Below are 24,284 nucleotides of genomic sequence, written 5' to 3' on the forward strand. Positions count from 1 at the left end.
CGCCCGGCAATGGTCGAGGAAGCCTGCCCATGTTCCGGCGCCTGTTCCTGCTGTTCCTGCTGGCCTTCACTTTGCCCGCCCTCCCGCTGGCCGCACAGGGCTTCGAAATCCCGGGCCTGTGGCAGGATTCCCAGCGCTACCGGGATGAGCTGGAACGCCGCCACCCCGCCGGCGGCACCGCCGCTCAGCGCCAGGCCGCCGAGTCCCGCGCCGCCACGGCCCAACGCCAGAACAACTGGGCCGCCGCCGCCGAGGCCTGGGAGGCCCGCGTGGCCCTCGGCCAGGCCACGCCCGAGCAATGGCTGGCCCTGGCCCGCGCGCAGCTGCGCCGCACCCCGCCCGATGGCGTCCGTGCCCTGCGGGCCGCCTGGCAGAACTTCATCGAGGTGCCGGGGGGCGCGCCGGAAATCCCCTCCCTGCTGGTGATGGCCGACGCGCTGGCCGCGCAGAACCGCCCCCTGCCGCGGCTGGCGGCCCTGGAGGCCGTGCTGCAGCGCGACCCCGGCAACCCCGCGCACCAGCAGGCGCTGGCCGCCGCGCGGCGGGAGGTGGGCGTCCTGGTCCGCCGCCTCAACACCGAGCCCGACGCCGAGCCGGCTCGCGCCTGCCTCGGCTTCACCACCCCGCCCGCCCGCCGCGACGACTGGCGCCCCGAGGACTGGCTGCGCGCCGAACCCGCCCTCCCCGGCCTCGGCTTCACGCGCGAGCGCGACTCGATCTGCATCCTGGGCCTGCCGCTCGGCCGCAGCACCCGCGTGATCCTGCGCGCCGGCATGCCCGGCGAGGACGGGCTGCGCGTGAACCAGGACCAGGTGCTGAACATCGCCATGCCCGACCGGGCGCCGCGCCTCGCCTTCGACCCCGGCCACTACCTGATGCCGCGCGACCGCGCCGAGGCGCGGGTGCCCATGGCGCTGATGAACATCTCGGCCATCGAGATGCGCGTGATCCGCCTGACGGAGCGCAGCCTCATCCCCTTCTCGCGCGAGGCGCGGCTGGGCGAGGCCATCTCGGGCTGGACCGCCGGCTACCTGCACGAGGAATGGGGCCAGGTGGTGTGGGAGGGCGCCATCGAACTCCCGCGCGGCGAGGCCAATCGCTTCCAGCGCCTCTCCGTGCCCCTGCCGGACGCGGTGCGGACGGCGGGCCCCGGCCTCTACATCATGGTGGCCCGCCCGGCCGATGGCGCGCGGGATTCGCGCGGGCTGACGGCGGCCCAGCCGCTGATCGTGACGGACCTCGGCCTCTCGGCCTGGCGCGGCGCGGGGGGGCTGGCCGCCCAGGTGCGGGGCCTGGCTTCCGCCGCCCCGCGCGAGGGCGTGCGCGTGGCGCTGATGGCCCGCAACAACGACATCCTGGCGGAAGTCACCACCGGCCCCGACGGGCTGGCGCGCTTCAACGCCCCCCTGCTGCGCGGCGAGGGGCCCATGGCGCCGGTGGCGCTGCATGCGATGACGGAGGATGACCTCGTCACGCTCAACCTGGAGGCGGCCTCCTTCGACCTGTCGGATCGCGGCGTGGCGGGCCGCGCCCATCCGGGGCCGCTCGATGCCTTCCTCTGGCTGGATCGCGGCATCTACCGGCCGGGCGAGACGGTGCAGGCCATGGCGTTGCTGCGCGATGTGGGCGGCGCGCCCTCGGACGCGCCGCTCCGCCTGCGGCTGCGCCGCCCCAACGGGCAGGTCCTGGCCGAGCAGGTGGTGCGCGATGGCGGCCACTGGCCCGTTGCCCTGCCCCTGGGCGCCCAGGCCGGCGCCTGGACGCTGGAGGCGGTGACGGACCCCAACGCGCCGCCGGTCGGCCAGCTCACCTTCCGGGTGGAGGCCTTCGTGGCCGAGCGCCTTGCCGTCGAGGCCGGCCCCGCCCCAGGCCCGCTGCGGCCGGGCCAGCCGCTGGACATCCCCGTCACGGCGCGCTTCCTCTATGGCGCACCGGGCAGCGGGCTGTCGGGCAGCGCCGAATTGCGCCTCACCACCCAGCGCAGCCCCTTCGCCCAATGGCCGGACTTCCGCTTCGGGCTGGAGGACGAAACCTTCGCCCCCGACCTGATCCCAGCCGAACTCCCCGAGACCGACGCCGATGGCCGCGCCACCCTGCGGCTTGAGTTGCCCAGCGCGCCCGACACCACGCGGCCCCTTCGCGGCGAGGTGACGGTGCTGGTGGAGGAACCGGGCGGCCGCGCCTCGCGCGCCACGCTCGACCTCGCGATGGCGGCCCAGCCGCGCTTCCTGGGCCTGAACGCCCCCGCCGCCGTGGATGCCGGCGCCGAGGCCGCCGTGCAGGTCATCATGACCGATGCCGAGGGCAACCCCCTCGCCGGCGAGGTGAACCTGCGCCTGGTGCGCGAACGCCCCGACTGGCGCATCGTGGTGCGCGGCGGCACGCCCCGCTACGAGACGGTCTGGACCGATGAGCCGGTGGACAGCACCCCCATCCGCCTCACCGGCACCGAGCCCGCCCGCTTCACCCGCACCCTCCCCTTCGGCCGCTACCGGCTGGAGGCGCAGGAGGCGGGGGGCATGGCGCTGGCCTCCATCCGCTTCCGCGCCGGCTGGGTGGCGAGCGAGAGCGCCGAGGTGCCCGACCGCGTGGACGTGGCCACCGACCGCGCCAGCTACGCGCCGGGCGAGACCATCACGCTGCGCGTCACACCCCCCTTCGCCGGCCGCGCCGCCGTGGCGGTGCTGACCGACCGCCTGCTCTCCCTGCGCGAGATGGAGGTGCCCGAGGCGGGGGCCGAGATCACCCTGCCCGCCGACGCCGCCTGGGGGGCCGGCGCCTATGTGGCTGTGACCGTCTTCCGCCCCGAGGCCGGGCCGCAGCTTCCGGGGCGCGCACTCGGCCTCGCCTGGGTGCAGATGGCGCCCGACAGCCGGGCGCTGGCGGTGACGCTGGACGCGCCCGACCGCGTGCGGCCCAACACGCGCCTCGACCTGCCCGTGACCGTGGCGGGCGCCTCCGGCCCCGTGCGGCTGACCTTGGCCGCCGTGGATGAGGGCATATTGCGCCTGACCCGCTTCGCCAGCCCCGACCCGCTGACGCACTACATGGGCCGCCGCACCCTGGGTGTGGACATCCGCGACGATTATGGCCGCCTGATCGCGCCCCCCGAGGGCGCGCCCGTCACGCTGCGCCAGGGCGGCGATGACATGGATGGGCTGGCCAACCTCACACCGCCCCAGCGCAATGTCGCGCTGTTCAGCGGCGTGGTGGAGACGGACGCCCAGGGCCGCGCCGTGATCCCCCTCGACCTGCCCGATTTCGCGGGCGAACTGCGCCTGATGGCCGTGGCCTGGGCCGAGGCGCGCGTGGGTGCCGCATCCCGCCCGCTGACCGTGCGCGACCCGCTGCTGGCCGAACCGCTGCTGCCCCGCTTCCTCGCCCCCGGCGACGAGGCCGATGCGGCGTTGCTGCTGCACAACCTGGAACTGCCCGCGGGCGAGGTGGTGGTGAACCTCACGGCCGAAGGCGCGCTGGCCCTGCGTGGCGAGGCGCGGATCACCACACGGATGGAGGCGGGCGCCCGCGCCCAGCCGCCCCTGCCGCTCAGCGCCGTGGCGCCGGGCGAGGGCGTGCTGCGCCTCTCCGTCACCGGCCCCGGCGGCTTCACCGCGACGCGCGAGGCGCGGATCACCGTGCGCTCCTCCCGCCCCATCGCGACCGCGCTCTCCACCCTGGACATCGCCCCCGGCGCCGAGGCGCGCCTCGCCCCCGATGCCCGCGCCTTCCTGCCCGGCTGGCGGGCCGTGGCGCGGCTGGGTTCACCCGTGCGCTATGACGCGGCGGGCATGCTGGCGGCGTTGCAGGCCTTCCCGCTGGCCTGCCTGGAGCAGGTCTCCTCCCAGGCCATCGGCATGGCGGCCGCGATGAACGAGGGCAGCCCCGTCCGCGACGCCGTGGCCCTGCAACGCGCCGTGGACGGCATCCTGGCCCGGCAGCGCTTCGACGGCAGCTTCGGCCTGTGGTCCGCCCAGGGCGAGCCGCAATACTGGACCTCCGCCTATGCCGTGGAGGCCCTGCTGCGCGCCCGCGCCGCCGGCGCCACCGTGCCCGAGGCGCCCCTGCAGGCGGCGCTCGCGGACCTTGAGGAGCGGCTGGAACAAAGCCCCTCCGAACCCACCCAGTTCGCGGCCCAGGCGGCGCGGCTGAACGCGCTCTCGCTCGCCGGGCGGCACCGGCTGGGGGCGGCGCGGCGGCTGCTGGAGGTGGCGCCGCGCCTGCCCACGCCGCTGGCCCGCGCGCAGCTCGCCGCCAGCTTCGCCCGCGCGGGCGATGCGGAGCGCGCGAACGCGGCCTTCGCCGAGGCCCTGGCCCTGACCGACCGCCGCGACTGGCTCTACGACTATGGCAGCGCGGCGCGCGACGCCCTGGCCCTGGTGGTGCTGGCGCGCGAGGCCGGGCTGCCCGCCGCCCAGATCAGCGCCGCCGCGGCCCGCCTGCCCGGCCCGGAACTGACCCCCGCCCGCGCCTCCACCCAGGAACAGGCCTGGGCCGTGCTGGCGGCCGTGACCCTCGGCCAGGACGCTCGGCCCGTCCGCGCCGCCTGGAACGGCAGCGCCACTGAGGCGCGCGTTCTGGACGTGACCGGCGGCGGCGTTCTCCGCAACGCGGGCGAGGCGCCCTTGCCGGTGCAGGTCGCCATCTCCGGCACGCCGGCCCAGGCCGCCCCCGCCGGCCGCCAGCAGATGACCATCCGCCGCCGCTTCCTGGCGCTGGATGGCCAGGCGCTGAACCTCGACACGATGCGCCCAGGGGTGGAATTCCTGCTGGTGCTGGATGCCCGCGCCGAGAGCGGGCAGGAGCACATGGCCATGCTGACCCAGGGCCTGCCCGCGGGGTGGGAGATCGTGACCCGCCTCGCACCCGGCCCCGTGCCCGGCCAGCCGGACCTCGGCCCGCTCACCGAGGTGGACGCCATGCCCGCCCTGGATGACCGCCTGGCCGCCGCCCTCACCTTCACCCGCGAGGCGCGGGAGGCGCGCATCGCCGCCCGCATCCGCGTGGTGACGCCGGGCCGTTTCGAGCTGCCGGGGGCGGAGGTGGTGGACATGTACCGCCCCGCCTTCTTCGCGCGGCAGAACGCCGCGCGCATCACGGTCAATCCGTGAGCTGATCCAGCACCGCCGCGCGCTGGGCCTCGCCCGCGCCGGCAGGGGGCGGCGCCAGCAGGCGGCAGCCGGCGATGATGGCGGCCTCGCGCCCCGCGGGTGCCGCGGTCAGCAGCGCATCCGCCGGGGTCAGCACGGCCGGCCCCTCGGGCGGTGGCAGGCCGGGCAGGGAGAGCTTCTCCCAGGCCCAGCCATGGGCGGTCACGAAGCCGCCCGCGGCAAGGCGGCAGGGCTCCGGACGGAAACGCCCCGCGCCCTCGCGCAGCAGCGCGGGCAAGCCCGGCTCGAAACCCGGGGCGGCGATGTCGAGCCACAGCCGGGGCCGGCGCGCCCCGGGCCAGGCGCGGGCCATGGCGACGCCGCCCGCCGCCGCGTCCTCGGCCGAGAGCGGCAGCTCCGCCGCCCAGCGGGCCACGTCATGGCCGCCCGCGCCGGGCCCGAAGAGATAGGCCTCCTCGATCTGCTGCCGGTGCCGCCTTCCCACATCCTCGGGCGCCAGGGCGGCCTGCGCCCAGGCGCGGCCCGCCTGCCCCAGCGCCTTCCGCGCCTCGCCCGAGGCCAGGAGCCGGCCGATGGCCTCCGCCAGCTCCGTCTCGGTGAAGCTGTTGGGAATGATCCGGCAGGCCCCCTCCGGCAGTTCCGCCATGGCGCCATGGGCGTTGACCACCACGGGCAGCCCCGCCATCAGCGCGTCCTTCACGGCGCCCGACGTCTCGCCGGTGCTGTCGGCGCGCAGCTGCACGGCGAGGTCGGCGGCCGCGAGCCAGTGGCGATATTCGGGCAGCGGCAGGCGCCCCGTGACCCTGACGCGCGAGGCGAGGCTCAGCCGCCGCGCCAGATCGCTGATGCGCCGGTCCAGCGCATCCTGGGCCCCGCCCACGAAGACCAGCCGCGCCTCGGGAAACTGCGCCGCGATGCGGGCGAAGGCCTTCACCAGCTCGATCGGCTCCTTGCGGATGGTGACAAGGCCGAAGGCCGCAACGACCAAGGCCCCCCGCCCCAGCCCCGCCGCGCGCCGCGCGCGCGCCCTTGCCGGCAGGCCGGACCCGGCGCGCAGATGCGGCAGCACCCGCACATGCTGGGTGGCCTCCATCCCGTACTCGTCCTGCAGGCGCCGCCGCGCATGGGCGGAATGGACCAGCACGCCGAGCGCCTGGGCCAGCACGCCCGCGCTGCCGGCGCCGGGCTTGCCGGCCAGGGCCGCGGGGTAGCCTTCCTCCTCCACCCGCCGCGCCAGCGCCGCCTCGCGCTCGGCGCGGTCGGTCATCATCCAGTTGCGCAGGTCGGTCAGCACGGGGTCGTGCAGCGTCACCATGCCCGGGTGGCGCGGCAGCAGGCGGCGCAGGGTCGAGGCGTGCAGCGCATTGTTGCCCAGCTGGTAGAGGATGCGGTCGAAGCGCGCGCCCTCGGCCAGGAACTCGGTTTCCGGCATCCAGGGGAAGCGGCCGCGCAGCGCGCCCTCGGGCGGAGTGTCGGAAACGAGCGTCACGGCATAGTGCGGCGCCAGCGCCGGGGCGAGCTCCGCCGTGTAGTCCGCGATGCCGGTGGGCGCGGGCGGAAGGGGGGCCACGAGAGCGAGGCGCGGGCGCGGCAGCGGGCGCCAGTAGCCGCGCTCCGCGCCCATGGCGTCCAGCGCCGGCCAGGCGCGGGCGGCGGCGGCGTCCCAGCTGAACTCCCGCGCGCGGCGCAGCCCATAGGCGCGCATCTCGGCCAGGCGGTCGGGATCGCGGAGCAGCGCCTCGATCATGCGGGCCAGGGCGGGCGCGTCGTTCGGGTCGAACAGCGCGTCGGCGCGGCCCATCACCTCGGGCATGGCCGAAAGGCTGCTCGAGATCACGGGCGCGCCGCAGGCCATGGCCTCCATCAGCGGCAGGCCCAGCCCCTCGGCCAGCGAGGGGAACACCAGCAGCGCGCATTGCGCGTAGAGGCCGGGCAGGTCCGCCTCGGCCACGAAGGGCAGCGTGATGACCTCGCGCGGGGTCAGGCCGCGCGCCTCGGCCATGGCGCGCAGATGCGGCGGGTTCACATGCCCGATGGCGAGCGGGTGGCGGGCGCGCAGCGCGGGCGGTAGCAGGGCCAGCGCGTCCAGCAGAACGCCCTCGTTCTTGCGCGGGTCGCCCGCGCCCAGGAAGAGCAGGTAGTCCGGCGGCAGGCCGTAGCGCGCGGGCAGGCCGGGGTCCGTCACCTCGGGCGGCACGAAATGCGGCTCGACGCCGCCACCCAGCACGGCCAGGCGCTCATGCGGCTTGCGCAGGTGCCGCAGCGCCTCCTCCCGCGTGGCTTCGGAGAGGCAGAGCAGCGTCTCCGCCTGCGCCACCTCGTCCAGCGCGCGATGATACCAGGGCAGCAGCCCCGCCTCGCGCCACAGCCCATCCAGGTACATCGGCCGCAGCGAGAGCGGGATCAGGTCATAGAGCACCGCCGCCGTGCGCGGCCGTTGCAGGCTGGCGGGCCAGGTGGTGACGGCCTCGTCGCGCCAGCCCTCGAAGACGGAGCCGACCAGCAGCAGGTCGGGCGTGGCGTCATGCACCGCCTCGGCGCGCAGCAGTTCCGCGAGGCGCCGGCGTGGGGATTGCGGGTCGCCGCCCGCCGCGCAGCCCTCGGGCGGCGTGAAGAGGTGCAGCGCCTCGCGCCCCAGGATGGGCGTGAACTCCTCCACCAGCCTGGCGGCGGATTCGCGCAGCCGCGCATTGACCAGCAGGTGCAGTTCCCGTCCGCCCCGGGCGCGGGCCATGCCATGCGCGAGCCCCCGCAGATAGCGCCCCACGCCCGAGGAGCGCGACGCCCCCTGCGCGCCCTGCATGTCGAGCAGCACGCGCATGGTCAGGTGCGGCGCGCGCCGGCGAGGCGCAGCGCGGCCCGCCCCGCCTCGCCGCCCGGCAGGGGTGCCACGCCAGCGTCGCGTTGCAGCCGTGCCTCGATCTGCGCGATGCGCTCGGCGCCCGACAGACCAAGCCCCTCGCCGCCGGCCATCAGCAGCCCCTCCAGCAGGGCGAGCCGGCCTTCCGTGTCGGTCTCCGTCGCCCATTGCAGGCCGACAAGGCGCAGCGGCGGCATGCCGCCCTCGGCCATGGACAGGCGCAGCCGCACGAGGCCGCCCTCGCCCGCCTCCACCCGCTGCGGCAGGATGAGAGGCCCGCCCGCCTGGGGCAGCGGCAGGTCGCCCCCCGCATGGCGCAGCACCCCGCCCGCGCCGGGCTGGACCGCCAGGTGCAGCAGCACGCGCAGCCCCTCGCCCGCCTCCACCCCTTCGGCGGCGAAGGCGATGACGGGGGCGACGGAGAGGGGCTGCACCCCCACCATGTCGGGCGAAAGATCCCAGCCATCGGCCAGCATGGCGGCCCAGGCGGGGTTCTCGGCCAGGGGGCCGAGCTGGATGCCGCGGCGCGGCGGCAGGCGCGCGGCACCCGGCGCCACCGCCGCCACCTCGCGCAGTGCCACGCGGATGGGTCGCGGGTCGGGGTGGCCGGGCGGCGGCTCCAGCGGGCCTTCCAGCAGGAGGCCGATCTGGTGGGTGCCGGCGGGCAGGTCCAGCACCGCCGCCGCCTCCTGCCCCGGCATCAGGCCGAACCAACGCGGCGCGGCGCCCTCGGCGAAGGCGCCCAGGCGGTTCATCTCCGCCCAGGGGCGCGCGGCCAAGCGCAGCAGCAAGGTGGCGGGCGCATCCAGCGTCACCTCCAGGCTGCCATGGGCGCCGAGCAGGGGCGCGCCGCCATCCTCCGGCGGCTCGAAGCCCGCGCCCAGCAGCATGCAGGCGGGCGCGCCCTGGGCCAGCACCCAGCGCTCGCCGGGGGCGAGGCGCGGTGGCATGGGCGTCTCGCGCTGCGGGGGTGGGGCGGCGGTGAGTTCGGCCATGCCCGCCAGGAAATCGGCCGAGACCTCGGCCCAGCTTCGCGCGCGGAACCCTTCGCGGATGCGCGCCTCGGCGGCGGCGAGTGCCGCGCGGTCGGTCACGAAATGGCGCACGCGCTCGGCGATGGCGCGGGGGCTGTAGGCGTCTATGGGTTCGGCGAAGCCCGCGCCGGCCTCGGGCGTGGCGCCCTCGGGGGCCGCGAGGCAGAGCTTGCCAAGTGCCAGCGATTCCCCCACCGGCAGCCCCCAGCCCTCGGTGAAGGAGGGGAAGATGGAGAACAGGCAGCCGCGATACAGCGCGTCCAGCTCCGGGTCCGAGATGCCATGGACGATGCGGATGCGCCCATCCAGGTAGCGGGTGGCTTCGAGCTGCGCCATCAGGTCATCCACCCGCCAGCCGGGCCTGCCGACAATCACCAGCGGCGGCGGCTCGAACCCCTCGGCCAGCAGCAGCCGCCAGGCCTGGAACAGCGCCAGGTGGTTCTTCCGCGCCTCGATGGTCGAGACGGAGAGGATGTAGTCCTGCCCGCGCAGCCCCGCCAGCGCGGAGGGCCAGGCCTCGCCCCCTTCCGGCAGCGTCGCGTTCATGCGGTGGGCGAGCGGCACGGGGCGGATCGGGATGGCGGGCGCGCCCAGTTCCGCCAGGGCGCGCCGCAGCTCGCGCGCCGTGTATTCGCTGATGGTCAGCGCGAAATCCCAGAGCTGGGCGCCCTCGGCCAGGCCCTGGCGGAAGGCCAGCACCGTGCCCTCGCTGGTGTATTCGGGGTGGGTCGCGGGGATCAGGTCATAGACCAGCACGCCGATGCGCAGCCCCGCCGCGCGCAGCCGCGCGAGTGCCGCCGGCGCCCCGGTCCAGAACCAGAAGGCGCCCAGGATGACGAAATGCCGCGCGGCCGCGAGGTCGGTGGGGCGGGCGCGGTCATAGGCGGCCTCCACCAGGGCACGGGCGCGGTTGGGGTCGTGCCGCTCGGCCAGGCAATAGGTGAGGATGGCGCGCAGATCGGCCACCTCCAGCGTCCAGAGCGGGCCCATGCGCTCGGCCAGCACCACGAAGCGCGCCTCGGCCGCCGCGGCGGGGTCGGCCAGGATGCCCTCGGCGAGGCCGAGCTGCACGCGCTGGATGCCGGTCGCGCGGCCGGTCTGGCGCACGAGGCTCAACAGGTCCGTCACGTCGTAGAGGGTGCCGCCGGACGCCGCCTGGCCGGAGGGTGGTGGCGGCGCGCCGGTGGTGCGGCGCGCGAGCTGCCAATGGCGCCGGTCGGGCTGGGCGGTCCAGCAGGCCAGCGCCGCCTCGCGCGCCAGCAGGTGTTCATGCGCGGCCAGCGCCGCCTCGGCCAGGGCGCGGCGGGCCTCGCGGTCCTCGGGCGCGGCCTCGGCGGCGCGCTGGGCGGCGGCGAGCGCCTCGCGCTCCACCACCCGCGCCATGGGGGCGGGGCGGAAGAGGCCGCGCGGCGTATCGGACTCCGGCTCGGGGCGGAGCGCGCGCAGTTCCTGGGCGGCGTGGTTGACGGGGGCGAGGCGGGCCGAGAGGTCATAGGCCTCCGTCGCCTCCACGAGGCGCCCTTGCAGCTTCAGCGCATGGCCGAGATGCAGCGGCGCGTCATGGTCCTCGGGGCGCAGCCGCATGGCCTCGCGATAGGCGGCCTCGGCGCGCGCATGCTCGCCGCCCTCCTTCTCGGCATGGCCAAGCTGGACCCAGACGGGCGCGTCCTGCGGCCTGTCCTGGAGATAGCGGCGGTAGCGTTGCGCGGCCTGTGTCCAGCGCCCCGCGTCACGCGCCGCGTCGGCCTCGCGCAGGGCCCGAAGGGCCGGGCGCAGGCGCCAGCGCCGCAAGGCGCGGGCGATCACGCCCGCATCACCCGCGATGAACCAATTGACTCCGGTTGCACGGCGTTTGGCTCATGCATGTTCCGCTTCACCTCCGGCTGCCCCCTGCATTCCAGCGCAGGGCGCGGCCGTCAAGGCTTTGCGCGTGATCCCGGCACGCGGAATCGAAGGAACAGCGAATTACGCCGGACGTAAAGTTACGCCCGGTTGTTCACTGTCGCCTCGTAGTCCTTCATCAGCGTCTCGGTGATGCGGCCCGGCGTGAAATCCTGGGTGCCGATGCGGCGGATGGGCGTGACCTCGGCCGCCGTGCCGGCCAGGAAGGCCTCGGTGGCGCGGGGCAGTTCCTCGGGCTTGATCACCCGCTCCACCACCTTCATCTGCCGCTTGTGCGCGAGACCCATGACGGTGCGCCGCGTGATGCCGTCCAGGAAGCAGGTGGGGGTGGGCGTGTGGATCTCGCCGTCGAAGACGAAGAATGCGTTGGCGCCGGTGGCCTCGGCCACATCGCCCTTCCAGTCGAGCATCATGGCATCGTCGGCGCCCTCATCCATGGCGGCGTGCTTGCTCATGGTGCCGATCATGTAGAGGCCGGTGGCCTTGGAGGCGGTGGGCGCCGTCTCGGGGTGCGGGCGGCGCCACTTGGCCATGGCGAGGTTCACGCCCTTCATGCGCTGCTCCACGCCGAAATAGGCGCCCCATTCCCAGACGGCGATGGCCATGTGGACCTTCGTGGCCTGCGCGGCCACGCCCATCTCCTCCGCGCCGCGCCAGGCGATCGGGCGGACATAGGCGTTGGTGAGGCCGTTCTTCGCCACCGTCTCCTGGCAGGCGGCGTCAATCTGCTCCACGCTCCAGGGAATCTCGAAGCCCAGGATGCGGCCGGAGTTGATCAGGCGTTCGCTGTGCTCGCGCAGCTTGAAGATCTGCCCGCCATAGGCGCGCTCGCCCTCGAAGACGGCGGAGGCATAGTGCAGCCCGTGCGTCAGGACGTGCAGCTTGGCGTCCCGCCAGGGGCGGAATTCGCCATTCCACCAGATGAAGCCGTCACGGTCGTCATAGGGAACCAGGGCCACGGGCGTCTCTCCACCGCTTGTCTGCACATTGCGCTTGCGCCGTGGAGGATGTTCGGAAAGGAATGCCCGGACACCTTGCGGCGCAGCATCATTGCGTGATGCCCCTTGCTTCTAGAATGTCCGGAAAAAATGTGTCAATGAACCTGACCGAAAAGAGGAGCATGGCAGCCATGCCGGACCGCCCCCCCAGCCTGCACCAGGACATGATGCGCCCGGACAGCGCGCCGGCGCGCAGCCTGCTCTTCCTGCGGGAAGAGGAGCTGCGCCTCGCCCAGGACCTGCTCTATTTCGGCTATCGCGACTTCACCGCGGGGGCGGACCGCATCCTGGCGCAGCTGGACATGGGGCGCGCGCATCATCGCGTGCTGCATTTCGTGGGCCGCGCGCCGGGGATGAAGGTGGGCGAGCTGCTGGCCATCCTCTCCATCACCAAGCAATCCCTGGGGCGCGTGCTGCAACCACTGATCGACCAGGGCTATGTCCACCAGGCGCCCGGCCTGAAGGACAAGCGCCAGCGCCTGCTGCGCCTGACGCCGCAGGGGGAGGCACTGGAACGCCGCCTCTTCGACGCCCAGCGCGAATGGGTGCTGCGCGCCTATCGCGAGGCCGGGCCCGAGGCGGTGGAGGGCTTCCGCCGCGTCATGCGCGGGCTGATGGGGCCCGAGGCCCGCACCCAGTTCGAGGAGCTGGAACGCGCCGCCGCCCCCGGCCGCACCACCCCGGCCTTCTCCCCCGCGCCCAACACGTCCCCCCTGGCCGCCCGCCGGAGCGCCTGACCCCATGGCCGAGCCCGCCGCCGACATCCTGGTCGTGGACGATGACGCGCGGCTGCGCGCCCTGCTGCAACGCTTCCTGGCCGAGCAGGGCCACCGCGTGGCCGGTGCCGCCGATGCCGCCGCCGCGCGCTCGGCGCTCGCCAGCATGGAATTCGACCTGCTGGTGGTGGATGTGATGATGCCGGGCGAGACGGGTCTCGAATTCGTCGAATCCCTGCGCCGCGAGGGCAGCGACACGCCCGTGCTGATGCTGACCGCCCGCGGCGACCCCGATGACCGCGTGGCGGGCTTCGAGCACGGCGCCGACGACTACCTGGCCAAGCCCTTCGACCCGCGCGAACTGGCGTTGCGCATCCGCACCATCCTGCGCCGCGCCCAGCCCGCGGCCCCGGCCGCCGCCCCCTTGGGCCTCGTGCAGCTCGGCGATCGCTGGTTCGACGCGGAGCGCGCGGAGCTGCGCACGCCCGACGGCGTGCAGCGCCTGACGGGCGGCGAGACGGCGCTGCTGACGGCGCTCGCCCGCCGCGCGGGCGAGGTGCTCTCGCGCGAGGACATCGCGGCCGCCCTGGGCACGCCCGATGCCGGGGAGCGCAGCGTGGACGTGCAGGTGACGCGCCTGCGCCGCAAGATCGAGGCCGACCCGCGCGAGCCGCGCTTCCTGCACACCATCCGCCACCGCGGCTACGTCCTCCGGCCCGGGCCGTGAGCGTGAGCCGGCCCGCGCGCGCCACCTGGCTTGCGGCGCTGCTGCGGCCGGACAAGTCGCTCGCGCGGCGGCTTTCGGCGGTGCTGCCGCGGGGCCTGCTCGCGCGCGTGCTGCTGATCCTGCTGCTGCCGCTGGTGGTGCTGCAGGGGGTGGCCTTGCAGCTCTTCTACGGCGGGCACCTGGACGTGATCTCGCGCCGCCTCACCTCGGGCCTCGCGGGCGATGTGGGCTTCGTCTCGGTGATGGTCGAGGCCGCCTCGCCCGAGACGCGGCCCTTCGTGATGCGCGAGGCGCAGTGGCGGCTGGGCCTCGCCCTGAGCTTCGAGCCGGACGCCGCCCTGGGCCCCATCCCCCACCGCCCCGCCTGGATGCGCCTGCTGCCCCTGGAGAGCGACCTGCGAAGCGCGCTGAGCGAGCGCCTGGCCCTGCCCTTCGACGTGGACTGGCACAGCGACCCCAACGTCATCATCATCCGCGCGCAGCTCGATGACGGGGTGCTGACCTTCGAGGCCTCGCGCCGGCGGCTGATCACCACCACCCTCTATGTCTTCGTGATCTGGCTGGTGGGCTCGGCCGTGCTGCTGGCGGTGGTGGCGGTGCTGTTCATGAAGAACCAGGTGCGCGCGATCCGCAGGCTCGCGGAGGCGTCGGAGACCTTCGGCCTCGGCCGCGACAACGGCCCCATCAAGCCCGAGGGTGCGCGCGAGGTGCGCCAGGCGGCGGTGGCCTTCAACGCCATGCGCGAACGCATCCTGCGCTTCGTGAACCAGCGCACCGAGATGCTGGCCGGCATCAGCCACGACCTGCGCACGCCACTCACGCGGATGCGCCTCGAACTCACCATGCTGCCCCGCACGCCCGAGACCGAGGCCGACATCGCGGCCCTGACGCAGGATGTCGAGGAGATGGAGCGGATGGTGGAGGCCTATCTCGCCTTCGCCCGCGGCGAGGGGACGGAGGCCGCGCGCTCGGCCGACCTCGTCGCCATCGTGAGCGAGGCCGTGGCCAAGGCGCGGCGCAGCGGGGCCACGGTGGAGCTGGAGATGCCCGAGGCGCTGCCGCTCAGGCTGCGGAGCGACGCCATGGCGCGCGCCCTGGGCAACCTGCTGGACAATGCGCGCCGCCACGCGCGGCGCATCGCGGTCACGGTGCGCCCGCCCGCCGGCGCCGAACGCGGCTGGGCGGAGGTGCTGGTGGATGATGACGGGCCGGGCATCCCGGCCGCGCAGCGCGCCGAGGCCTTCAAGCCCTTCACGAGCGGCTCGGCCACCGGCACGGGGCTCGGGCTCGCCATCGCACGCGACGTGGTGCGGGCGCATGGCGGGGAGATCGCGCTGGAGGAAAGCCCGATGGGGGGGTTGCGGGCGCGGATGCGGCTGCCGGTGTAGCGCCGGCCCGCCTCAGCCGATGCGGTCCGTCCCCATCCACGGCCGCAGCACCTCCGGCACGCGGATGGAGCCATCGGCCTGCTGGTGCGTCTCCATCACCGCGATCAGCGCGCGGCCCACGGCCACGCCGCTGCCGTTCAGCGTGTGCAGGAACAGGTTCTCCTTGCCGCGCTTGAAGCGCGCCTTCATGCGCCGCGCCTGGAAGTCCCGGCAGTTGGAGCAGGAGGAGATTTCGCGCCAGGCGCGCTGCCCGGGCAGCCACACCTCCAGGTCATGGGTGCGGGCGGCAGAGAAGCCCGTATCGCCCGCGCAGAGGATGATCCGCCGCCAGGTGAGGCCGAGTTCGGTCAGGATGGCCTCGGCGCAGCGCGTCATGCGCTCATGCTCGGCGGCGCTGTCCTCGGGGCGGGTGATGGAGACCATCTCCACCTTGGGGAACTGGTGCTGGCGCAGCATGCCGCGCGTGTCGCGCCCCGCGCTGCCGGCCTCGCTGCGGAAGCAGGGGGTGAGGGCGGTGTAGCGCAGCGGCTGTTCGGGCTCGGGGATGATCTGGTCGGCGACGAGGTTGGTCAGCGGGACCTCGGCCGTCGGGATCAGGTAGTGGTCGCCGGCGCGGAACAGGTCCTCCTCGAACTTGGGCAACTGGCCCGTGCCGTAGAGGGCGGGTGCCTGCACCAGCAGCGGCGGGTTCACCTCGGTGTAGCCGTGGCGGTCCACATGCACGCCCAGCATCCATTGGCCCAGCGCCCGCTCCAGCCGCGCCAGCGCGCCCTTGAGCACAACGAAGCGGCTGCCGGAGAGGCGGGCGGCGGTGGCGAAGTCCATGAGGCCCAGCGCCTCGCCCAGCTCGAAATGCTGCTTCGCGTCCGTGATTTCGGCGGGCTCGCCGTGCTGGTGCAGGACGACGTTGGCGCTCTCATCCGCGCCGTCGGGCACCTCGGGGTCGAGCGTGTTGGGCAGCACCGCCAGCGCCTCGGAAAGCGCGGCCTCACGCGCGGCGGGGTCGGCGGCGGCGGCCTCGGCCATCGCGGCCGCGACCTCGGCCTTGAGGCGCTCGGCCTCCGCCGTGTCACCGCGCTTCATGGCGGCGCCAATCTCGCGCGAGAGGGCATTGCGCCGGGCCTGGGCGCCCTCACCCAGGGCGATGGCCGCGCGCCGCGCCTCGTCCAGCGCGAGAAGCGCGACCGATTGCGGCGGAAGGCCCCGCCGCGCCAGGGCCGCGTCGAAGCCCGCCGGGTCCGTCCGGACCGTCTTGATGTCATGCATGGGTCAGGCGTTCCGGAAAATCAGTCGGGATCGAGCTTCGCGGGCTTGGGCGCCATCCAGGCCGCCAGCAGGATCGAGACCTCGTAGAGCAGGATCAGCGGCACCGCGAGGCCGACCTGGCTGATGATGTCGGGCGGCGTGATGACGGCCGCCACCACGAACATCCCCACGATGGCATAGCGCCGCCCCTTGCGCAGCGAGGCCACGCTCAGGATGCCCACCTTGCACAGCAGCACCAGCAGGATGGGCAGCTGGAAAGCGAGACCAAAGGCCAGGATCATGTGCATGACCAGCGAGAGGTATTCGCTGACCTTCGCCTCCAGCTGGATGGCGACGGTGCCGGCCCCGGCCGGCGTCTCGAAGCTGATGAAGAAGTGCCAGGCCAGCGGGAAGATGAAGTAGTAGACCAGCGCCGCCCCCGCCACGAACAGCACGGGCGAGGCCAGCAGGAAGGGCATGATCGTCCGCTTCTCGGAGCGGTAGAGGCCCGGCGCGATGAACAGCCACAGCTGCGTGGCCCACATCGGAAAGCTGAAGAAGACCGCGCCGAAGAAGGCCACCTTCAGGTAGGTGAAGAAGGCTTCATAGAGGGCGGTGAAGATCATCCGCCGGTCGCCGGCACCTTGCGACATCAGGATGTCGGCCAGCGGGCGGGCCAGGAAGCCGTAGATCTGCGCGCTGTAGTAATAGCACAGCATGAACATCACGATGAAGGTGCCCACCGACCAGAGCAGGCGCGAGCGCAGCTCCATCAGGTGTTCCATCAGCGACATGGGCTTGTCGTTGATGGGATCGTCCTTGGTGATGTCCGACACGGCGGGGCCTCAGGCGGTCTTGGCCGGCACGGGGGCCGGCGCGGGGGCTTCGGTGGCGGCGTTCTCGATGCGCGGTGCTTCCGCCGGCGGGATTTCGGCGGGCGCGTCCTGGGCCGCGGGCGCCACCACGGGCGCGGGGTCCGTCGCCACCATGGGCGCGGGCTCAGTCGCAACCACGGGCGCCACCACGGGGGCGGGCGGCGGCGGAGGCGGCGCCATGTTCAGCGGCGCGGGCGTGGACGGCGGCAGGAAGGCCGGCACCTCGGGCTTGGGGGGCTCCGGCGGCGGCTTGTAGGGCGCCATGGTCTGCGGCGGGATCATGGCCGGCGCATCGGGCGTGTCGCGCGCGGTGGGCGGCGGCGTCCAGGCGGGCGTGCTCGCGGTGGTGGTGGAGCCCGTCATCGGGTCCTCGTTGAAGGTCCGCGTCAGCGTCCCGTCCTCGTCCACCGCCTTCTGGATATGGCCCTTCAGGTCGAAGCTGCGCATCTCGTTGATGGCGCCCTTCACATCCGCGATCTGGTCGCGCACGCCTTCGAGCTTGGCTTCGCGCACCAGCTCATCGGCCTGCTGCTGGAAGGCCGCCAGTTGCCGCTTCGCCTTCTTGATGCCGTCCGCCATGCCGCGGATGGCGCCCGGAAGCTGCGTGGGCCCGATGACCACCACCGCGACGATGATGATCAGCAGGATCTCTGTCCAGGCGAGGTTGAACATCAAGTCCTCTGCTTAGCCCTCAAGGGGGCCATCGATACCAGCCGGGCCGCGCCGCGCCAATGCGGCAGCCCTACTACTTAGTCGCGCCAGCGCCCGCTTGCACCCCGCCCCCCCGGATTCGGATCATGAGGTTTCGGAAGGAAAGGCGAAGGCGCGCTCGGGGTCCAGCGCCACCCCCACCCGATCCCCGCGCGAAAGGCGTGCCCCGGGCGGCAGCCGGGCATGGAGATGCAGGACCCCCCCCTCCCCGTCCGCCACCGCCATATGGACCAGGGTGGTGGCGCCCAGCAGGCGGCAGGCCTGCACCTCGGCCAGCGCGCAGCCCGAGGTGCCGGCTTCCATCACGCGCAGCCCCTCGGGGCGCAACAGCAACTCGGCGGCGCTGCCCTCGGGCAGGCCGCGGGCGGGGGCGGCGCCGATCACGGTCTCTGCGGCACCCTGGCGGATGCGGGCGGGCAGGCGGTTCACCTCGCCCAGGAAGGTGGCGACGAAGGGGGTGGCGGGGTGGAGGTAGAGCTGTTCGGGCGTGCCGAGCTGCACCACCCGCCCCTCGCGCATCAGGGCGATGCGGTCGGCCATGAACATGGCCTCCTCCGCGTCATGGGTGACGATGAGGGCGGGGATGCCGGCCTGTTGCAGCACATGCAGGGTGTCGTCGCGCACCTGCTCGCGCAACCGGGCATCGAGGCTCGCGAAGGCCTCGTCCAGCAGCAGGGCCTCGGGGCGCGGGGCGAGCGCGCGGGCCAGCGCCACGCGCTGCTGCTGCCCGCCCGAGAGCTGGTGCGGCCAGGACTGGGCATAGGCTTCGAGGCCCACGCGCGCCAACGCCTCGGCCACCCGCCAGCCGCGATCCCCGCGCGGGATGCGGCGCAGGCCGAAGGCGACGTTGTCGGCCACCGTCAGATGGGGGAACAGCGCGTAGTCCTGGAAGACGAAGCCCACATGGCGGGATTCGGGCGGCACATCCTCGCCCGGGGCGGCCAGCACGCGGCCACCCAGCGAAATGCGCCCCTGTTGGAGCGGTTCCAACCCCGCCACCAGCCGCAGCAGCGTGGTCTTGCCATCGCCCGAGGGGCCCAGCAGGCAGACGATCTCGCCCGGCGCCACCTCCAGGCTCACGCCGCGCAGGACCTGCTTGGGGCCATAGGCGTGGTGGATGTCGTCCAGCCGGAGGCTCATGCGGGGGCGGGATGGGCGGGCATGGGGGCCTTGTGGCGGGGCGTGCGGCGCCTGTCCATGCCGGGCCGCGTCACGCCGCCCGCTGCGCGCCCCCATCCGGCACCAGCGGCGGCGCGCCGTCGCGCGGGCCCACCGCCAGGTCGCCCGAGACCAGCTCCTCCCGCCGTGGCAGGTCGTTGAGCGATTTCAGCCCGAACTGGTCCAGGAAATGCTTCGTGGTCCCCCAGAGCGTGGGCCGGCCGGGGCTTTCCCGCCGCCCGCGGGGTGTCACGAGATCGGCCTCCAGCAGCGCGTCCAGCGTGGTCTGGGAGAGGGTGGCGCCGCGGATTTCCTCGATCTCGGCGCGCGTCACGGGCTGATGGTAGGCAATGATGGACAGCGCCTCCATGGCCGCGCGCGGCAGGCGGCGCGGCACCTCCACCACGCGGGTGATGGCGGAGGCGAGGTCGAGCGCGGTGCGGAAGGCGAAGCCGCCGGCCACCTCCACCAGTTCCACCGCGCCGCCGGCGGTGCGGGCGGCGAGTGCCGTCATCACGGTGGCGGCCTCCACCCCCTCGGGCAGCGCGGACTGGATGCGCGGCAGGGGCACGGGCTTGTCCGAGGCGAAGACCAGCGCCTCCGCGACCCGCAGCGCGCGCGCGAAGCCCGGATGGGCGACATCCGGATGGGCGTCCTGTTCAGGCGACATGCGGCAACTCCCCCTCGCCTTTTCGCAGATGGATGGGTCCGAAGACGGTGTCCTGTCGAAGTTCGACGGCCCCGCCCCGCGCCGCCTCCAGCGCCGCCACCAGCGTGCTGGCCATGGCGGCGCGGCGATCGAGCGGCGAGAGCATGTCCGGCGGCAGGAACTGGCCCAGCGTGGACCAGCCCGTGCCGGCGTCGCCCAGCAGGGCGCGCAGCCGGCCCAGCGCTTCGGCCACCGACCACAGCTTGCGCGGGCGCGGCGTGAAGGGCCGGGCGGCCACGGCGCGGCGCCGGGCGGCGGCATAGGCGCGCAACAGGGTGGTGAGGTCCGTCACCAGCCCGGTGCGGTCCTCGACGCGCAAGGATTCGGGGGCGCCACGGGCGAAGGTCTCGCGGCCCAGCTGCGCGCGGCGGCCCAGCCATTCGGCGGCGGCGCGCATCCGGTCGAGTTCGGCCAGGCGCTCCGTCAGGCGGGCGGCGGCCAGCAGGGGGTCTTCCTCGTCCGGGCCGCGCTCCTCCTCGGGCAGCAGCAGGCGGGATTTCAACCAGGCGAGCCAGGCGGCCATCACCAGCCAGTCGGCCGCGAGTTCGATCCGCACGCCGCGCGCGCCCTCGATCACGGCGAGATACTGGTCCACCAGCGAGAGGATGGAGATGGACCGGATGTCCACCTTCTGCGCCCGCGCCAGTTCCAGCAGCACGTCGAGCGGGCCCTGGAAGCCCTCGATGTCCAGCAGCAGCGCGTCGGGGCCGGCCGCCTCGCTCATAGGCCGCCGTTGCCGGTCAGCCAGACCACGAAGTCGAAGACGGGGCGGACGATCTCGAAGATGAACCAGTCCATCGGGCGGAAGGACGGGATCAGCATGGGCAGCAGGAACAGCACGCCCAGCACCAGGAACAGCCCCGCATGCTCCAGCCGCGCATAGGCCATGGCGGCGCGGTAGGGCAGCAAGCCCACCGCGATGCGCCCGCCATCGAGCGGCGGCACGGGAATGAGGTTGAACAGGCCGAGCACGAGGTTCACCAGGATCGCGAAGCTGACGAAGCGATAGACCCAGGCGAGCGATTCGGCCGAGAGAAAGTCACCGCCGGCCACCGCCACATGGATCAGCAGCCCCGCCAGCACGGCCAGCGCGAAGTTCATGGCCGGCCCCGCGATGGCCACCCACATCATGCCCAGGCGCGGATTGGCGAAGTTGCGGACGTCCACCGGCACGGGCTTGGCCCAACCGAACATCATCTGCACGCCCCCGGTGGCCATGAGCTGCGAGACCAGCAGCACCCCCGGCACCAGGACCGTCCCCACCGGGTCCACATGGCGCAGCGGGTTGAAGGAAAGCCGGCCCAGCATGGCCGCCGTGGGGTCGCCCAGGGCGCGGGCGGCCCAGCCATGCGCCACCTCATGGAAGGTGATGGCGATGATGGTGGCCAGCACGATCGCCGTGACGTCGGGGAACCAGTCAGGCATCAGGCGTCGGCCGTCACCGGGCAGGCGTCCAGCACGGCGGCGCTCTCCGCCAGCACGCCCGAGCAATGCAGCACCGCGTCGCACCCCGCCGCCAGCGCCTGGGCGGCGAGCGCGCCGGGCGAGCCGTCCAGCGCCTTCATCGCGAGGTCATCGGAAATCAGGAAGCCCGTGAAGCCGATCTCGCCGCGGATCACCTCAGCGATCACGCGGGGGGAGAGGGTGGCGCAGCGTTCGGGGTCGAGTGCGGGGTAGAGGATATGCGCGGTCATCGCCCAGAGATCGGGTGCGGCCAGCGCGCGGAAAGGGGTGAAGTCGGCCGCCAGCGTGGCGCGGTCCGCCGTCACCACCGGCAAGGCGAGGTGGCTGTCCAAAGTGGCGCGGCCATGGCCGGGGATGTGCTTCAGCACCGGCATGACGCCCCCGGCCCGCAGCCCCGCGACCCAGGCGGCGCCAAGGCGCGCCACCTCCTCCGGTTCGGCCGAGAAGGCGCGGTCCCCGATCACGTCATGGGCGCCGGGCAGGCGCAGGTCGAGGCAAGGCGCGCAGACCACGTCGAGCCCCTCGGCCAGGCACATGCGGGCCAGGGCCTCGGCATTGGCGCGGGCGGGTTCGGCGGCGCCGTGCTCGAACACCGAAGGCGGCGGAAATTCCGGCCAGTGCGGCGCACGCAGCCGGGCCACGCGCCCGCCCTCCTGGTCCACCAGGATGGGCGTGGCCGCGCCGAGAATCTCGCGGATGGACGTGGTCAGTGCCCGCAACTGCGCAGGGTCCACGACATTGCGCCGGAACAGGATGACGCCGAGCGGGCGTTCGGCCCGCAGCAGCGCCACCTCCTCCGGTGCCAGGGTGGGGCCCGCCAGCCCGATGATGGCGGGCTTGCGGCCCCCTGCCCTCAACTGCCCAGCACCGCGCAATTGCCGCCGCTGGCGCGCACCCGTTCGCACAGGGCCTGGGCCGCGTCGCGGTCGGGCACGCCGCCCACGCGCAGGCGCCAGAAGGTGGGCCGCCCGTCGCGGTCGAAGCGGACGACGTTGGGGCTGAAGGGGCCGAGTTCCGGCACGCGGCCGCGCAGGCGGTTCCATTCGGCCATGGCGCCCTCCTCGCTCGGCAGGGCGCCGAGCTGGACCTGCACCCCTCCGGCCACCGGGCGCGGCGCGGCGGCGGGTGTGGGCGCGGGCGCCGCGATGGGCGGGGCCGCGGGCTGTGCCGTGATGGCCGGCTGCAGGCCCGACCCGCCGGGTGCGGCGGCCGGCGGCAGCGGCGTGGGCGGCGGCACGGCCGCCTGGCGCCAGCCATCGGGGAGCGGACGTTCGGGGCCGGGGGCGAGGCGCGCCTCGCCCACGCGCTCCGGCCGGGCGCCGGGACGTTCGAAGATGGTTTCGGAAGGCCTTGGGGCGGGTGCCGCCACGAAATTCTCCGGACGCACGCGGAAGGGCCGGTCATCGGCCTCGATCAGCGGCACCCCATTGGGCGAGAGCGCGTTGCTCCCCCACAGGAGCAGCACGCCCAGCGCGCCGACCCCGATCAGGCCGCCCCCCAGCAGCCAGACCAAGGGCGGGATCCCCCATCCCGCCCGCGCCCTCTCCGGCGGGCGAACCCGCCAGGAGGGCAATGTCGTGTCACTCATCGCATCTCCTCGACCGGCGCGACCCCCATCACGCCAAGCCCGGACCTGATCACCGCGGCCGTCGCGGCCACCAGGGCCAGGCGCGCCCGTGTCCCCTCGGGGTCGCCTTCCTGGATGAATCGCAGGGAAGAATCTTCCCTGCCCTTGTTCCACAATAGATGAAAATCACCCGCGAGGTCATTCAGAAAAAACGCAACCCGGTGCGGTTCCCGCGCGGCGGCGGCGGCCTCGACCACGCGCGGCCAGCCGGCCATGCGGCGGATGAGCGCCAGTTCGGCCGGGTCGGTCAGCGCGTCGAGCGGTGCAGCCGCCAGATCAGCGGGTTCGCCCGCCGCCCGCAGCACCGAGCGGCAGCGCGCATGGGCATACTGGACATAGAAGACCGGGTTGTCGCGCGATTGCTGGACGACGAGGTCCAGGTCGAACTCCATCTGCGCATCGGCCTTGCGCGTCAGCATGGTGAAGCGCACGGCGTCGCGGCCGACCTCGTCAATCAGGTCGCGCAGGGTGACGTAGGTGCCGGCGCGCTTGGACATGCGCACCGGGGCGCCGTCCTTCACCACATGGACGATCTGGGCCAGCACCACGTCCAGGCTGACGCGCCGGTCGGACAGCGCGGCCACCGCCGCCTGCATCCGCTTCACATAGCCGCCATGGTCGGCACCCCAGACATGGACCAGCGCGTCGAAGCCGCGCTCGATCTTGCCCAGATGGTTCGCGATGTCATTGGCGAAATAGGTGCCGGAACCGTCGGACTTCCGCAGCGCCCGGTCCACCTCGTCGCCGAACTGGGTGGCGCGGAAGAGGGTCTGTTCGCGCGGTTCCCAATCGTCCGGGGTCTTGCCCTTGGGGGGTTCCAGCACGCCGCGATAGATCAGGCCCTGGGCATTGAGCTGCGCCTCGGCGGCGTCGAGCTTGCCCTCGGCCACCATGGCGGCCTCGCTGATGAAGATGTCGTGCTGGACGCCCAAGGCCGCCAGGTCGTCGCGGATCATGTCCATCATCATGGCGACCGTGGTCTCGCGCACGGTGGCGAACCAGCGGTCGGGGCCGGCCAGGCCCGGGCCATGGGCGGTGCCGGTTTCGGCGAGCGCATCGCCATGGTGGCGGGCCAGCGCCTCGCCCACCGGCACCAGGTAGTCGCCGCGATATTGCAGCCCGCCCGGGATGAGCTGGGCATACTCATCCTCGGTCAGCGTGGTGCCGAGCGCCTGGAGGTAGCGCCAGTAGGCCGCATAGGCCAAGGCCTGCACCTGCGCGCCCGCGTCGTTGATGTAGTATTCGCGGCAGACCTCATGGCCCGCCTTGGCGAGCAGCGCCGCCAGCGCATCGCCCACCACCGCGCCCCGGCAATGGCCCACATGCATGGGGCCGGTCGGGTTGGCCGAGACGTACTCCACATTGATCCGGCCCGGACGCGGCGCGCCCTGGCCATAGGTCTCGCCGGCGGCCAGAATCACGCCGAGCTGGGCGCGGATGAAGCCCTCATCCAGCCGGATGTTCACGAAGCCGGGGCCGGCGGGGCTGGCCTCCGTGACCTCGGGCAGCGCCGTGAGCTTCTCGGCCAGGGCGGCCGCCAGCTTGGGGGGGGCCTGCTTCGCCGCCTTGCCCACCACCAGCGCCGCATTGGTCGCCATGTCGCCATGCGCGGCCTCGCGCGGGGGTTCGACGGTGACGCGGGCGAAGGCCTCTTCCGGCACCTCGGGCAGCAGGGCGCGGAGCGCCTCCACGATGCGGGCGCGCAGATGGGCGAAGATGTCGGCGGGGGCGGGGGGAAGGCTCATGGGCGGGTTGTGCGGCG

The 24,284-nt window shown here is 73.8% G+C and carries 17 protein-coding genes; 4 read left to right on the forward strand and 13 right to left on the reverse strand.

Features of this window, described 5'->3' with window-relative positions; translation table 11 throughout:
* Positions 1-29 precede the first annotated feature (29 nt).
* The gene (locus tag GGQ83_RS12550; RefSeq protein WP_184384514.1) at positions 30-5,108 is read left to right on the forward strand and encodes an alpha-2-macroglobulin family protein; all 5,079 of its coding nucleotides are present in this window, start codon (positions 30-32) and stop codon (positions 5,106-5,108) included.
* On the opposite strand, the gene GGQ83_RS12555 is transcribed toward GGQ83_RS12550, so the two are convergent.
* The 3 genes from GGQ83_RS12555 to GGQ83_RS12565 form a co-directional block, all read right to left on the reverse strand.
* Entirely contained in the window at positions 5,098-7,929 is a 2,832-nt protein-coding gene (locus tag GGQ83_RS12555; protein WP_184384516.1) for a glycosyltransferase, read from the reverse strand. The two genes, GGQ83_RS12550 and GGQ83_RS12555, sit on opposite strands and share 11 nt — an antisense overlap.
* 2 nt (positions 7,930-7,931) lie before the next feature.
* Positions 7,932-10,808: a glycosyltransferase family 4 protein gene (locus tag GGQ83_RS20315; RefSeq protein WP_184384518.1), complete on the reverse strand. Its 2,877-nt coding sequence runs from the start codon at positions 10,806-10,808 to the stop codon at positions 7,932-7,934.
* Positions 10,809-10,984: 176 nt separating this feature from the next.
* On the reverse strand, positions 10,985-11,863 hold the full coding sequence (locus tag GGQ83_RS12565) for a branched-chain amino acid aminotransferase (protein WP_184384520.1): 879 nt from the start codon (positions 11,861-11,863) through the stop codon (positions 10,985-10,987).
* 170 nt (positions 11,864-12,033) lie between these two features.
* Here GGQ83_RS12565 and GGQ83_RS12570 point away from each other — a divergent pair, with 170 nt between their 5' ends.
* The 3 genes from GGQ83_RS12570 to GGQ83_RS12580 are packed head-to-tail and all read left to right on the forward strand — an operon-like array spanning position 12,034 to position 14,733.
* Positions 12,034-12,639: a MarR family winged helix-turn-helix transcriptional regulator gene (locus GGQ83_RS12570; protein ID WP_375781523.1), complete on the forward strand. Its 606-nt coding sequence runs from the start codon at positions 12,034-12,036 to the stop codon at positions 12,637-12,639.
* A 4-nt stretch (positions 12,640-12,643) separates the two neighbouring features.
* On the forward strand, positions 12,644-13,345 hold the full coding sequence (locus tag GGQ83_RS12575) for a response regulator (protein WP_184384524.1): 702 nt from the start codon (positions 12,644-12,646) through the stop codon (positions 13,343-13,345).
* The gene (locus tag GGQ83_RS12580) at positions 13,342-14,733 is read left to right on the forward strand and encodes an ATP-binding protein (RefSeq protein WP_184384526.1); all 1,392 of its coding nucleotides are present in this window, start codon (positions 13,342-13,344) and stop codon (positions 14,731-14,733) included. Before GGQ83_RS12575 ends, GGQ83_RS12580 begins: the two co-directional genes overlap by 4 nt.
* A 12-nt stretch (positions 14,734-14,745) precedes the next feature.
* On the opposite strand, the gene serS is transcribed toward GGQ83_RS12580, so the two are convergent.
* The 10 genes from serS to argS form a co-directional block, all read right to left on the reverse strand.
* Positions 14,746-15,999: a serine--tRNA ligase gene (serS, locus tag GGQ83_RS12585; RefSeq protein ID WP_184384528.1), complete on the reverse strand. Its 1,254-nt coding sequence runs from the start codon at positions 15,997-15,999 to the stop codon at positions 14,746-14,748.
* Between the two features lie 20 nt (positions 16,000-16,019).
* Complete coding sequence (gene tatC / locus GGQ83_RS12590; RefSeq protein ID WP_184384939.1) at positions 16,020-16,772, reverse strand: twin-arginine translocase subunit TatC; 753 nt, start codon at positions 16,770-16,772, stop codon at positions 16,020-16,022.
* A gap of 51 nt (positions 16,773-16,823) precedes the next feature.
* Positions 16,824-17,525: a twin-arginine translocase TatA/TatE family subunit gene (locus GGQ83_RS12595; RefSeq protein WP_184384530.1), complete on the reverse strand. Its 702-nt coding sequence runs from the start codon at positions 17,523-17,525 to the stop codon at positions 16,824-16,826.
* 123 nt (positions 17,526-17,648) lie between these two features.
* The gene (locus GGQ83_RS12600; protein WP_184384533.1) at positions 17,649-18,704 is read right to left on the reverse strand and encodes an ABC transporter ATP-binding protein; all 1,056 of its coding nucleotides are present in this window, start codon (positions 18,702-18,704) and stop codon (positions 17,649-17,651) included.
* A gap of 70 nt (positions 18,705-18,774) precedes the next feature.
* Positions 18,775-19,392 (reverse strand): SMC-Scp complex subunit ScpB, encoded by a 618-nt coding sequence (gene scpB / locus GGQ83_RS12605; RefSeq protein ID WP_184384535.1) that lies wholly within the window; start codon positions 19,390-19,392, stop codon positions 18,775-18,777.
* A complete protein-coding gene (locus GGQ83_RS12610; RefSeq protein ID WP_184384537.1) occupies positions 19,382-20,155 on the reverse strand; it encodes a segregation and condensation protein A in 774 nt (257 codons plus the stop codon). The genes scpB and GGQ83_RS12610 overlap by 11 nt, the downstream gene beginning before the upstream one ends.
* Positions 20,152-20,856, reverse strand: coding sequence for a site-2 protease family protein (locus GGQ83_RS12615; RefSeq protein WP_184384539.1), 705 nt, complete (start codon positions 20,854-20,856; stop codon positions 20,152-20,154). The genes GGQ83_RS12610 and GGQ83_RS12615 overlap by 4 nt, the downstream gene beginning before the upstream one ends.
* Positions 20,856-21,752 (reverse strand): beta-N-acetylhexosaminidase, encoded by an 897-nt coding sequence (nagZ, locus tag GGQ83_RS12620; RefSeq protein WP_184384541.1) that lies wholly within the window; start codon positions 21,750-21,752, stop codon positions 20,856-20,858. The genes GGQ83_RS12615 and nagZ overlap by 1 nt, the downstream gene beginning before the upstream one ends.
* Positions 21,749-22,408 carry an SPOR domain-containing protein gene (locus tag GGQ83_RS12625; RefSeq protein ID WP_260170838.1) on the reverse strand — a complete coding sequence of 220 codons (660 nt, stop codon included), beginning with the start codon at positions 22,406-22,408 and terminating at the stop codon, positions 21,749-21,751. The genes nagZ and GGQ83_RS12625 overlap by 4 nt, the downstream gene beginning before the upstream one ends.
* A gap of 71 nt (positions 22,409-22,479) precedes the next feature.
* A complete protein-coding gene (argS, locus tag GGQ83_RS12630) occupies positions 22,480-24,267 on the reverse strand; it encodes an arginine--tRNA ligase (protein ID WP_184384545.1) in 1,788 nt (595 codons plus the stop codon).
* Between the last annotated feature and the right edge of the window lie 17 nt (positions 24,268-24,284).

Source organism: Roseococcus suduntuyensis (assembly GCF_014196305.1).
Lineage (GTDB): Bacteria > Pseudomonadota > Alphaproteobacteria > Acetobacterales > Acetobacteraceae > Roseococcus > Roseococcus suduntuyensis.